The sequence below is a fragment of the Halonotius sp. F2-221B genome (assembly GCF_046719765.1).
In the GTDB taxonomy this organism is placed as follows: domain Archaea; phylum Halobacteriota; class Halobacteria; order Halobacteriales; family Haloferacaceae; genus Halonotius.
The window spans coordinates 33,315-44,705 of the sequence record NZ_JABEBY010000010.1 but is presented as its reverse complement, the minus strand read 5'-3'; the positions used below and the strand labels follow the sequence as shown (position 1 = coordinate 44,705).

General features: G+C 63.3%; 16 protein-coding genes and 1 tRNA gene. 6 read left to right on the top strand and 11 right to left on the bottom strand.

Going from position 1 to position 11,391, the window contains the following annotated elements; translation table 11 throughout:
- Positions 1-202 precede the first annotated feature (202 nt).
- The gene (locus HKK80_RS08680) at positions 203-658 is read left to right on the top strand and encodes an NYN domain-containing protein (RefSeq protein ID WP_411799203.1); all 456 of its coding nucleotides are present in this window, start codon (positions 203-205) and stop codon (positions 656-658) included.
- A gap of 23 nt (positions 659-681) precedes the next feature.
- Here HKK80_RS08680 and HKK80_RS08675 read toward each other — a convergent pair whose 3' ends face one another.
- Positions 682-1,941: a tRNA (N(6)-L-threonylcarbamoyladenosine(37)-C(2))-methylthiotransferase gene (locus HKK80_RS08675; RefSeq protein ID WP_411799202.1), complete on the bottom strand. Its 1,260-nt coding sequence runs from the start codon at positions 1,939-1,941 to the stop codon at positions 682-684.
- Positions 1,942-2,335: 394 nt separating this feature from the next.
- Here HKK80_RS08675 and HKK80_RS08670 point away from each other — a divergent pair.
- Positions 2,336-2,418 (top strand) — tRNA-Ser (locus HKK80_RS08670).
- A gap of 83 nt (positions 2,419-2,501) precedes the next feature.
- On the opposite strand, the gene HKK80_RS08665 is transcribed toward HKK80_RS08670, so the two are convergent.
- Positions 2,502-3,011 (bottom strand): hypothetical protein, encoded by a 510-nt coding sequence (locus tag HKK80_RS08665; RefSeq protein WP_411799201.1) that lies wholly within the window; start codon positions 3,009-3,011, stop codon positions 2,502-2,504.
- Positions 3,012-3,101: 90 nt separating this feature from the next.
- Between HKK80_RS08665 and HKK80_RS08660 the strand changes: the two genes are divergently transcribed.
- Genes HKK80_RS08660 through HKK80_RS08650 form a run of 3 tightly spaced genes read left to right on the top strand, consistent with a single transcriptional unit; the run spans position 3,102 to position 5,146 of the window.
- A complete protein-coding gene (locus HKK80_RS08660) occupies positions 3,102-3,737 on the top strand; it encodes a DsbA family protein (protein WP_411799200.1) in 636 nt (211 codons plus the stop codon).
- Positions 3,734-4,639, top strand: coding sequence for an SDR family NAD(P)-dependent oxidoreductase (locus HKK80_RS08655; RefSeq protein ID WP_411799199.1), 906 nt, complete (start codon positions 3,734-3,736; stop codon positions 4,637-4,639). Before HKK80_RS08660 ends, HKK80_RS08655 begins: the two co-directional genes overlap by 4 nt.
- 33 nt (positions 4,640-4,672) lie before the next feature.
- Positions 4,673-5,146 carry an FKBP-type peptidyl-prolyl cis-trans isomerase gene (locus HKK80_RS08650; RefSeq protein WP_411799198.1) on the top strand — a complete coding sequence of 158 codons (474 nt, stop codon included), beginning with the start codon at positions 4,673-4,675 and terminating at the stop codon, positions 5,144-5,146.
- 18 nt (positions 5,147-5,164) lie between these two features.
- Here the strand turns inward: HKK80_RS08650 and HKK80_RS08645 are convergent, their stop codons facing one another.
- The 9 genes from HKK80_RS08645 to HKK80_RS08605 all read right to left on the bottom strand — a co-directional run bounded on the left by HKK80_RS08645 (position 5,165) and on the right by HKK80_RS08605 (position 10,788).
- A complete protein-coding gene (locus HKK80_RS08645; protein WP_411799197.1) occupies positions 5,165-5,569 on the bottom strand; it encodes a helix-turn-helix domain-containing protein in 405 nt (134 codons plus the stop codon).
- A gap of 131 nt (positions 5,570-5,700) precedes the next feature.
- Positions 5,701-5,967 (bottom strand): elongation factor 1-beta, encoded by a 267-nt coding sequence (locus HKK80_RS08640; protein ID WP_379724294.1) that lies wholly within the window; start codon positions 5,965-5,967, stop codon positions 5,701-5,703.
- A 2-nt stretch (positions 5,968-5,969) separates the two neighbouring features.
- The gene (locus tag HKK80_RS08635; protein ID WP_411799196.1) at positions 5,970-6,149 is read right to left on the bottom strand and encodes an HVO_2753 family zinc finger protein; all 180 of its coding nucleotides are present in this window, start codon (positions 6,147-6,149) and stop codon (positions 5,970-5,972) included.
- A 183-nt stretch (positions 6,150-6,332) separates the two neighbouring features.
- Positions 6,333-7,559 carry a tripartite tricarboxylate transporter permease gene (locus HKK80_RS08630; RefSeq protein ID WP_411799195.1) on the bottom strand — a complete coding sequence of 409 codons (1,227 nt, stop codon included), beginning with the start codon at positions 7,557-7,559 and terminating at the stop codon, positions 6,333-6,335.
- A gap of 123 nt (positions 7,560-7,682) precedes the next feature.
- Positions 7,683-8,042, bottom strand: a complete 360-nt coding sequence (gene rpl12p / locus HKK80_RS08625; protein ID WP_411799194.1) for a 50S ribosomal protein P1 — start codon at positions 8,040-8,042, stop codon at positions 7,683-7,685.
- An 18-nt stretch (positions 8,043-8,060) separates the two neighbouring features.
- A complete protein-coding gene (locus HKK80_RS08620; RefSeq protein ID WP_411799193.1) occupies positions 8,061-9,110 on the bottom strand; it encodes a 50S ribosomal protein L10 in 1,050 nt (349 codons plus the stop codon).
- Positions 9,107-9,748: a 50S ribosomal protein L1 gene (locus tag HKK80_RS08615; RefSeq protein WP_411799192.1), complete on the bottom strand. Its 642-nt coding sequence runs from the start codon at positions 9,746-9,748 to the stop codon at positions 9,107-9,109. The genes HKK80_RS08620 and HKK80_RS08615 overlap by 4 nt, the downstream gene beginning before the upstream one ends.
- A gap of 165 nt (positions 9,749-9,913) precedes the next feature.
- The gene (locus HKK80_RS08610; protein WP_379724304.1) at positions 9,914-10,192 is read right to left on the bottom strand and encodes a ribbon-helix-helix domain-containing protein; all 279 of its coding nucleotides are present in this window, start codon (positions 10,190-10,192) and stop codon (positions 9,914-9,916) included.
- Between the two features lie 101 nt (positions 10,193-10,293).
- On the bottom strand, positions 10,294-10,788 hold the full coding sequence (locus tag HKK80_RS08605) for a 50S ribosomal protein L11 (RefSeq protein WP_411799294.1): 495 nt from the start codon (positions 10,786-10,788) through the stop codon (positions 10,294-10,296).
- A gap of 164 nt (positions 10,789-10,952) precedes the next feature.
- Between HKK80_RS08605 and HKK80_RS08600 the strand changes: the two genes are divergently transcribed.
- Positions 10,953-11,387, top strand: coding sequence for a DUF5788 family protein (locus HKK80_RS08600; protein WP_411799191.1), 435 nt, complete (start codon positions 10,953-10,955; stop codon positions 11,385-11,387).
- Positions 11,388-11,391 lie beyond the last annotated feature (4 nt).

The window sequence follows — 11,391 nt, the reverse complement described above, 5'->3', positions numbered from 1 at the left end:
ACACCTCACAGCCGGATTGATCTCGGTGACGACACCTCACAGCCGGATTGATCTCGGTGACGACACCTCACAGCCGGATTGATCTCGGTGACGACACCTCACAGCCGGATGAGTGACGGTGGTACGCCGCGGGCGAGCCGATCGCCCGCCCGCCGCGGTCGACAAACGGTATTCCTATAGTTGCCCGCGACCGACCGTCAGTATGGATCTGTTCGGGCGCGATGAGCCGACTGACGGCATCGCGCTGTTTGTTGATGGGCCGAACATGCTGCGCGATGAGTTCGATGTCGATCTCGACGATATCCGGGAGGCGACAGCGGACAAGGATCGGCTGGCGACTGCCCGGCTCTACGTCGACGAACACGCGACGCCGGGGCTGATTCAGGCCGCGGAAGCCCGGGGGTTTGAGGTGATCGTCACCAGCGGCGATGTCGACGTGAAGCTCTCGGTCGACGCCACCCGGTTTGCGACCGAGGGGCGGGCGGAGACGCTGGCGATCGCCTCGCGTGATACCGATTTTAAGCCGGTGTTGGAGGTTGCCAACAGCTACGGGCTGTCGACGCTGGCGATCGCGCCGGCCAGCCACGGCCGGTCGGATGCGCTCCGGAACGCCGCCACGGAGAGCCTCACCCTCGATGAGGGCGACAGCGAGTCGTAGTTGGTTGTCGACGCCGGGTGGTGTTACGATGAGATCGGCTGCCCGAACGCGTACATCGTCTGATGGTCGGTGACCTCGACGGTCGCAAAGTCGCCGGGCTGGAGCCCGTACTCGTCGGCGTGCTGGACGATTATCTGTCGGTACGCGCCGTCCCGACATTTTACCGAGTCGCCGGTGCCCTCCTCGACGACCAACACCTCCTGCGTTGTCCCGACCATCTCCGCGTGTACGTCGCCGACGATCTCACGCTTTGCGGCTGACATCTCCTTTGAGCGTTCCTTCTTGAGCGTCCCGCCGAGGCCCTTCATCTCGGCGGCGTCGGTGCCGGGCCGCTTCGAAAAGCGGGTGACGTTGACCTTCTCGGGGCGGATCTCCCGGAGCAGTTCCATCGATGCCTCGTGGTCGGCGTCGGTCTCGGTTGGGAAGCCGACGATGAAATCCGTCGACAGCGTCCAGTAGTCTAGTCGGTCGTCGAAGGCGGCGACGACCTCGCGGAACTTCTCGACTCTGTGTTGGCGGCGCATCTCCTCCAGTACGTCGTCGCTGCCGGACTGGACGGGGGCGTGGATGAAGTTATACAGCTTGTCGTGGCGGGCGAACACGTCAGCGAGTTCCTCGTGGATGCCGTGGATCCCGCCGGGGTTGGCCATCCCCACTCTGACCCGGAACTCGCCGTCGATCTCGGTGCAGATGCGATCCAGCAGTTCCGGCAGCTTCCGGTCGCCATCGTCCCAGCCGTAGACGGCGGTGTCTTGGCCGGTGATCCGGATCTCTTTCGCGCCGGCGTGGACGAGCGCGCGGGCCTTTTCGACATTTTCCGCGACAGGCGGCGAGTCAACCCGGCCGGTGGCGAACTTGGTAATACAGTACGAGCAGTTGCTCATACAGCCGCGGGCGATCGGGAGGATACCGATCTCACCTTCCAAGATGGGCTGGGTATCGGGGGCGACGTTCGGGCATTCGCCGTTGAGTACGGCCTCCGGCACCTCATCCCAGTGGAGGATCTGGGCGTCGATGCCGGCGTCCTCGAACTCCTCGCCCTGTGCGAGGGCCATACAGCCGGTGACGATGAGATCGGCTGTCTGTTCTTGGAGTTCCTCGGCCCGGCGGAGCATGTTGCGCTCGGTTTTCTCGACGACGGTGCAGCTGTTGAGGATCGCCACGTCGGCCGCTTCGGGGCCCTCTGCTGGGTAGTGGCCACCCTCGCGGAGGGCCTGCTCGATCTGCCGGCTCTCGCCGCGGTTTGACGTACAGCCGTACGTCTCGATGTGGTAGGAGGCCATCCAGTTACTACCTGTTGCGCCCCGGCGAGCAAAAGGCCGACGATCCGGGTTACGGCGTCGGAGTGGTGGAACAGAAATCGGTTACATGGTTCGGCCCACCCGGTGCGACCATTCACCGGCTGCCAACCAGTCGTGTTGAGAGACAAGCAGGCAAACAGGTAGTCGGCTGATCGATCAACTACCTTCCTGGTGGACTGAAAGGGCGAGGCTCTATCGGCGAACCCGGACGACGCAAGCACCGCAACGAGCAACGCGAGTGAGGAGCGCAGCGAGTCCCGGGAGCCGATAGAGCCGAGGGCTTTCTACACATCTTCTTCCGCACAACTGCTTGTTCGAACGGAACCGTCGAGCCAACCAGAACCGTTTTTACGCGCCGTCGCCGTCTCCCGAATGCGGTGGGATGGCAGAGTGGACTATTGCGCCTGCCTTGAAAGCAGGTGGCCTTTGGCCTCCTGGGTTCGAATCCCAGTCCCACCGCGTTCTGCTGCGAGCAATTTCCGCGAGCAGCCGTATCGATGATTGATATTCGAGCAGCGGCAGCCACGGAACCACCACGTCAGTCAATACCGCAACACGGCGTCGCCGATGCCGAGCGTTTGGCCGACGGCGGTCACCCCGATCCCAGCGATGGCGATGAGGTCGATCCCGACGAGGAACGAGAGCAGGTAGATGATCGGGCCGACGATCGAGAGTGCCCCGCTGGCAACGTAGATGATCGTCGCTTCCGGGAGCACCATGCCGGTGTAAAACAGCCCAAACGCGGGGAGCACCATCCAGCCGACCAGACTGATCGCCCACAGCGGTGTCGCCACCGAGTCGATGAGGAAGCCGGCGATTCCACTGAGCGTGATACCGACGCCAACGACCATGATGACACGCCAGCCCTGGAGGGCGCGGTCGTTCATCTCGTCCCACCCCGTCACGAGGAAAAACATGATAAACGCCACCATCACCAGATGCGCGATGAAGATCGATCGGCTGGTGACCACCCCACGGTGGGCCGCGGCGACGACGAGCCACGCTGCGGGGACAAGCAGCCCCGGGCCGGACTCACGCAGTGTTCGGAGCACGACGGCGGCTTTCGCAGCCACCTACAAGAGCGTTGTTCGTTGGGACGCCCCACCGCCCGGCTTTTGTGACCTGAGACCCAACAGATCGTAATGAGCGAAGCCACATCCGCGTCGATGACGGTGTACTCGGATTACGTCTGTCCGTTCTGTTATCTTGGTCGTGAGTCGCTGTCGCGGTATCAGGCCGACCGGGACGAGCCGCTACGAATCGATTGGCGGCCCTTCGACCTCCGGGCCGGCAAGCGAACCGCCGACGGCGAGATCGACCACTCGGTCGACAACGGCAAAGACGACGCCTACTTCGAGCAGGCCAAGGAGTCCGTGCGTCGCCTGCAAGAGGAGTACGATGTTGAGATGACACTGGCGTTGGCGACCGAAGTCGACTCACTCGACGCTCAGGTTGCCTCCGCCTACGTCAGCCAGGAGTACCCCTACGAGACGTGGCTGGCCTTCGATGAGGCGATCTTCGCCGCGCTCTGGCAGGAGGGACGCGATATCGGAAGCGAGGATGTGCTCGTCGACCTTGCAACAAACGTTGGCATCGACGACGATACGATCACCGCCGCACTCGACGACGAGGCCCATCGAGAGACGGTCACCGACGCATTCACGGCTGCCCAGCAGGCTGGCGTCACCGGCGTCCCAACGTTCGTCGCCGACGGCCACGCCGCACGCGGGGCGGTGCCGCCAGCCCAACTCCGCCGACTCGTTGAGGGCGCGGAATGACACAGCCCGCCAAACAGGCTGGCGTCGCCGACGTTGACTGTGCGGGACAGACTGCGTTAGTCACTGGCTCGACCAGTGGGATCGGCCGTGAGACCGCCCTCGCGTTGGGGCGACTCGGTGCCGACGTAATGGTACACGGCCGCGATGCTGCGGCCGGCCGTGCGGTCGTCGAGGAACTTCAGGCGATGGGTGTGGAGGCGACCTTCGAGCCAGCCGATTTTGCTGCTGTCTCCGCGGTCAGATCGCTGGCAACCGCTGTCGACGACTGGGTCGACGACCTCGATATCCTCATCAACAACGCCGGCGGGCTGTTCCGTGCGGGCCGGCTTACCGACATCGGCGTTGAATACACCTTCCACGTCAACCATCTCGCGCCGTATCTGCTGACCGCCGAGTTGTTGCCGACGCTGGCTGATGATGCCCGGATCGTCACCACGGCCTCGGCCGCCCACCGCGGGGCGTCGCTGGATCTCGATGCTATCGACTCCGTCGCTAACTACTCCTCGTTCAGTGCCTACCAGGGATCAAAGCTTGCCAACATTCAGTTTGCCTTCGAGCTAGCGCGTCGACTCGAACAGTCCGATCTCGCAATCACCTCGAATTCGTTCCATCCGGGTGCGATCCCCGGCAGCGGCTTCACGCGGTTTCTGCCGGGGCCGCTGTCGGATCTTGCGAGCCTCGCTGGTGGACTTCCGTTTGTGCCGACCCCGGCCGACGGCGCGGCCACCGCGGTCTATCTGGCTGTCAGCCCCCGTGTTGGGTCGGTGTCGGGTCGGTACTTTGCTGACTGTGAACCCACCCAGCCTTCGGCTGCCGCCCGCGACCGGGCGGCCGCACGCCGGTTGTTTGAGCGCAGTGCGGCCCTGCTCGACATCTCGGTGCCGCTGTCGGTCGACGACTGACGGATTTATGCGCCTTCGTCGCCGACGAGTGGTATGGCAATCGAGGCTGGCGATACGGTCGTCATCGAGTACGTCGGTCGCTTCCCCGACGGCAGCGTCTTCGACACCTCCCGGTACGAGGTCGCCGAGGAACACGGCTTGGTTGAGGCACAGGATGCCGATCCCGACGACTACTCCTCGCTGTCGTTCAAGATCGGCGACGAGGAGGTCATCGAAGGCTTAGAACAGGGTGTGATCGGGCTTGAAGCCGGCGACACCGAGACGCTGACGATCCCACCTGAGGAGGGATACGGCGAGTTTGATGAGGAAAAGGTTCGAGAGTACGATCCGGAGGTCTTCGAGGGGATGGTCGGTCAGCCACCCGAGGTGGGGCTCCACGTCCATGCCGAAAACGGGCTCCACGGCGACGTGACTGCTGTCACCGACGACGCCGTTGAGATCGACTTCAACCACGAACTGGCGGGCCGAACACTGGAGTTCGAGGTTGAGATCCTCGATACGTGGTAGCAGGAATCAGCCGCGTTATTACGATTCTGCCGGCACACTCGTGTCGGCCGCGTCACTGTATTTGTCCTCGAACTCCTGGATCAGTTGGCCGATCTCCGCATACCAATCGTTGAGCAGCCGTTGCATATCCTCTCGAATCGCCTCGGGGTCAGCCGGCTTGTAGACATGATAGTAGCCGCCTTGGTCGTAGTTGATCTGTTCTTTCTGGATCAGCCCGGCGTTGAGCAGCCGTTGGACTGAGCGATAGACCGTCGAGCGTTCACGATCGACCTGCTCTGCGAGCTCATCGATCGTCACCGCCGTCTCGGCGCCGACGAGTTGCTGAAAACATCGCCTGTCGAGTTCCTTGAGCCCGTGAAAACACTCAAGCAACCCTTCGCACTCCATATCGGATCGAAGCATTTCTGCGAGGGAGTTAGCCATTTTTAGTCATCCGATGTAGTCGCTAGCGATATATAAGTTTGCAGGATGTGCGCAACACACCCCGGCATACCGCACTAGCGGCGAGTATTGCTGGCCACTGGAACCCCGCAGAGTGTCAAAACAGCGACGGCTTAGATCCGGCCGACGTCTTCGACGGCGACGCTTTCGACGCCCTCGACCTCGGCGAAGGCGTCCTCGACGACCTCGGTGCCACCGGCGTCGTCGGCGACGATCACGGTCGGCAGCAGGGCGACGAGGCCGAACGCGACATCATCGCGCTCGAAGCCGTTGATCTGGGCACCCTCGGGGAGGGAGGCTTCAAGTCGTTCTTGGAGCTCATCAAGATCGATCTCCGGGCTCTGCGGCATGATCTTCATGTTAGCGGCGACCTTCCCCATCGTTATGGCCCCCGGAAGCCGCAGTCAGGACACTCATAGAGGTTGCTCTGCTTGCGGCAGGTCGGACAGCGGTGGATCTCGGTGCCACACTCCGGACAGTCGAAGGACGCAGCGTTCATCGCTGCGACCTTGATGCCGCAGGAGACACACTGGCTCTCGGACTGCTGTTGGGTCTCGCTCATACCCAAAGGGATCACCGCGCGGGTTTTAACCATTGTCTTTCGACTCGTCATGACCGCCACGCTGTCGGCAGCGAACGTGCTGTGTCGTCGCATCACATGTCTCATACTGTTTACTGTAGACGGTTACCGCCTCGACCGCCCACCGGGCGACGGTCGAACGGTAACTTCCTACAGCAAACAGTATCACAGCAGCAGTGGCCCGATCAACACGCCCATCAGATGGACACGCCGCGTCCCGAACCGCGGTGGCACCAACCCGACGAGCGTGGCGACCAGAAAGACCCCAACGCCGATCCAGCCGGTGAACACAAACGACAGTCCGACCAGCAGCGCGAAGACGACGCCGGAAACGACCGTGTAGTTCAGGGTTCCGACCGTCCGGAGATAGCGATCGCCGACCCCTACGACCAGCAGAAAGCCACACGCCGCGCCGATGATGACGGCAGTCAGCAACGCCGGGATGGTCAGCGGTACGCCGGTGGTATCCATGGCGACCATCACACCCGTTCGCGGGGTTCCGAGCGCGAGCAACGCACACAGCGCGAAGACAGTATTTGCTGTGCTGGCCCCGCTGCTGGCGATAATGAACTCTCGGTCGGGATCACTGTTCGGCACCGCCGGTAGCGCGATCACGGAGGCGATCGCCGCCGACACACCCGGGAGGTAGCCGACGAGCGCGCCAGCCAGCGAGCCAGCCCCCGCTGTCAGCCCCAACTCTCGGCGCGGCATCGCCAGCTTCGCATCGGCCTGCGGCGGTACCCCGCCGCCGCCCATCGCGTCCAGGAGGATCGGCGCGCCGAACAACCCGGTGAGCAGCGGCGTCAACATGCTCCCGGCGTCCAGCGGCGCGGCCGGCTGCACGTCGAGTGTTGCCCACCCCAACGCAGCCGCCAACCCAAACGCAAAGAGTCCGCCGAGCGCCGCCCGAAGCGACGACTCGGTCAGGAGGAGAAAGCCGACGACCGCAATCAATACGAGCGTGAGATGAGCCTGGATCGTCGGATACCACGCGACCATGAGCCATGTGATCGGCAGCGCAAGCGGCAACGCGATCCCAACCGCGAGCGCGCTGCCGACCGCCGACAGCCGGAGGGCCTCCCGCCCCCGCCCGGCCAACACGAGTCGATGGCCCGGCAACGCGGCGATCGCCATCGAGGCGTCGGGGACGCCAAGCGTGAGCGCGGGGACGATATCGAGAAACGTGTGGACGACGCCTGCGGCGAGCATGGCGACGCCGAGCAACAGCGGATCGGCCGGGATCGACGGCGCTGCCGCCGCCAACAGAATGGCGAAGTTGTTGGCGTGGAGGCCTGGAACCAGCCCGCTACAGGTTCCGAGGGCAACCCCGCCGAGCGCGAAGGCGACGACGCCGCCCGTCAGTCCCGGATCGATGCCGACTCCCAGTCCCATCGGGCTGGTTGGCCGCGGCTTTGGGGTTAAACCTCCGGCCGCTATGTTGACGGGCGCGATCTGAGAGCTGTCGCTATCCGGGTGACGTCGCAATAAAAAACGGAACTGCTGGCTAACCGCGATTCAGCCGAAGAGGTTGCCGAGGCCCTCGCCGTCGGCTTCCTCGTCGTCGTCGCCGGCGTCGTCCGGGACATCGGCGTCGTCGCCGTCGTCAGCTTCCTCTTCGTCAGCGTCGTCGCCGTCAGCCTCGTCGGCACTGCCAGCGTCAGCTGACGCGCCGCCAGCGGCCCCACCGGCTGCGGGGGCTGCGGCTGCGGTCTCGACGGCTTCCTCGATGTCAACGTCTTCGAGCGCGGCGACAAGGGCCTTGACTCGGGACTCCTCGACATCGACGCCCGCGGCTTCGAGGACTGCGGTGATGTTGTCTTCGGTGATCTCTGCGTCTGCTTCGTTCAGGGTGAGTGCTGCGTAAACGTATTCCATTGGTGTAATCTCCGCTTGTTAGAGCATATCGAGCCCGGCACCGGCGTCGCTGTCGTCGTCGCCGTCATCGGCCTCGGCTTCATCTTCGTCGTCAGGCTGTGCGTCGTCTGTGTCGGTTTCCTCGGCCTCGTCGTCGTCAGCCTCGTCGGCTTCCGCGGCGGCGTCGTCACCGAGATCCTGGAGCTCCTCGGGGAGGGCCTCCGGATCGTCGATGGCGGCAGCCAGTGCCCGCACTTGGGCGTCGGCTTTGCCGATGAGATCGTCGACCACGTCTGGGCTCTCGACGGCGGCAGCGAGGGCCACGGATTTGGCCTCGCCGGTCGCCTTGGCGATGAGCGTTGGCGCGGTCTGGGCTGTCGGATACTCGGCGTTGACCGAGAGGTTCCGGGCGGCCGCGGCGGCCGACTGGATGTCCGCGCGGTATTCGTCGACATCGATCTCCAGTTCCTCGGGGGCGAAGAGTACGCCCTCGGAGTAGACGCTCTTGAGATCGAGGCCGACCTCTTTCGGCTCGATGCCGAGTTCGCTCAGCACGTTTTCGAGGTCGGCATCGACGGTCTCGCCGGCCGACAGCACGGTGCTGTCCGACAGCACCTGAATCGAGCCCTCTTCAATGCGGGCGTCCGCACCGATCTGTTGGAGTTCGCCGACGAACGGGCCGGGGTCGACGCCCGTGTCACCCTCAGGGATGACGATGTCGTTGGGCGCGACCTCGCCCGCGCTGATCGGGGCGGGGGTTTTCGAGGCTTCGAGCTGCTGGAACAGCGCGAAGGGGTTGTCGTTTGTGCCGATCAGGGCGACCTGGCCGGCGACGTGTTCGGTGAGCTGCTCGACGCCGTCGTTGATCGCCTCAAGGGAGCGAACGACGAGCGTGTTGCGGCTCATCCGGACTTCCGCGCTGCCGTGAAGTCCACGCCGCATGGACTGCAGCTGGCGGCTCGGAATACCTTCGACGCCGACGATGCCGACGGAGGCGTATCGCTCGATAAAGTCGGTCAGCTCGTCGACCTCGTCCTGTTTCCACTGTGGGATGGTCTCGGTTTTGCGGACAGATTCGCTGCTGCTCATGCGTCCACCTCAACAGCGGGGCCCATCGTCGTTTTCACGTAGATGGTATCGAGGTTCAGCGGCCCCTTTTCGAGGTCAGCTTCGAGTCGCCGGATGATCACGTCGATGTTGTCGGCGATCTCCTCGGCGTCCATGTCGTCGGCACCGACACGCGTGTGGAACGTGCGTCGGTCGCCGGAGCGAAGCTGCACCGTGTTTTTCATCCGGTTGATTGTCTCGACGACGTCGTCGTCCGGCTGCAGCGGCGTCGGCATCTTCCCTCGGGGGCCGAGAACCGTCCCGAGATAGCGACCGATGTCCTGCATCAGACTGGCCTCGGCGACGAAGAAGTCGGTGTCGTCGGCGAGGTCTTTGGCGGCGTCGTCATCGTCACCGAGGTCTTCGAGGTCGTCCCCCGACAGCACCTCGTCGGCGACATCCTCGGCCCGAAGGGCGGTTTCACCCTCCGCAAACACAACAATCTGTGTCTCTTGGCCGGTGCCGGACGGGAGCACGATGCTCTCGTCGACGCGATTCGATGGGTCGTCTAGGTCTAGATCACGCAGATTCACGGCGAGATCGACGGTCTCACTGAAGTTCCGTGGTGGGGACTCGTCGAGCGCGCGCGAAACTGCTTGTACTATCGTATCGTCTGCCATTATTCACCTCCGTAGTACGCAGGAATGCTCCTACGGGTCAGTGACACAGGCAAAGCCTGTCTCATCGGAGAGTAGCCGATGGGCCGTAAAAGGGCGTCGAAGCCGTTCGCAGCGTCTGTGGGTCGGTCACATGGCTGATAGCCCGGTTTGCTCTCTTCTCAGTTGTCATTCCTCGTCAGCACCGTCGAGCCCATACTCGGCTTTGATTTCCTCGCTCGTGTGGACGTTGCCCTGTTGAATATCGACCTCGCTTGCCGCAATGGCTTTGAGGTCGGCACGGTTGCACTCGGGGTGTTTGACCGCATCTCGAAGCACGTCTCGGACGTACTCGCTTCGACTGTTGTAGCCGAGTTCCTGCCACGTCCCATCGACATCGGCGAGGAACGTTTCGGTCATCCGGATGTTGACGGTCGTTTTCGTGGGTGAGCGTTCGGCATCGGCCATAGGCGTGTGTTGAAATTGTGTCGCAAAAGCAGTTACGCCGCTATCGGTCACTGTCGCTTCCCGGAACTTCGTCGAACCCCGCACCAGTGTGGAGCCGAAAATCAGGCCGCTGCTTCCGCATCGTCGACAAGCACGTCGTCGTACTCGCCGTCGTCAACGCGTTCCTTGAATGTGCGGGCGTCCTCGCCGTCGATGGTGACACCGAGGGTCATGCAGGTGCCGCTGACCTCCTTGGCGGCGTTTTTCACGTCGTAGGAGAGTAGATCCGTCGACTTCTGCTCGGCGACCTTTTTGACCTGTTCGACGGACATGTCGGCGACGAAGTTCTCGTGGGGTTCGCCGCTACCGCTGTCGAAACCGGCCTCATCCTTGATGAGCTCCGACGTCGGCGGAACACCGACATCGATCTCGAAGGAGCCGTCGTCGTCGTAGTCGACGGTGATCGGGACTTCCATCCCGTCGAAGGCGTCGGTTTCGTCGTTGATCTGCTGTACGACAGCCTGCACGTCGACCGGCGTCGGACCGAGCTCCGGTCCGAGCGGCGGGCCGGGGTTGGCCTGCCCGCCAGGGACGAGTACTTCGATAGTTCCAGCCATATCCGTGTGGAGTCGGTTGCTGTTTTTAAGGGTTGTTTTTTCGGAGTCGCCACGCGGGAGGCTCACACGACCCCAGGTCGCACCGCGCACCCCCTGTGGCGTCGTCGACAGCGGCAGATCGCCACCAGTAAGCGGTCGGAGCGTGTGTTCACAACTGGTCACACATGGACGACCCCCCGGACGGCGAGCCGATCGACGAGGCCACCAGAGCGGCGTTGCTCGAACGCGTCAACCGACAGAGCGCGACCATCGGGGCGAAAACACCCGAGACAATCACCATCGAGGGCACCGAGATCGATCTTCACGAGTTTCTGATCGAGACACAAAATCTTCCGGAGATTCCGCCGGGTACCAAGGAACTCGTGTCGACGGCGAAACGCCGACTCAAAACCGAACGCGAGGATCGCGTCGAACGACTCAAAACCGAGGAGTCACTCAGCGAGGCGGCCGCAGAGACACTGGCCGAGGAGATCATCGGACTCGACCGCGCACGCAACGCGCTCGATGGGGTGTACCGCCCCGACTACGGCGAGGAGGCCCACAACATGACCATCGATGACTACAAGCGATGGCTCGGATTCGTCGAATCGATCCAGTGATCGC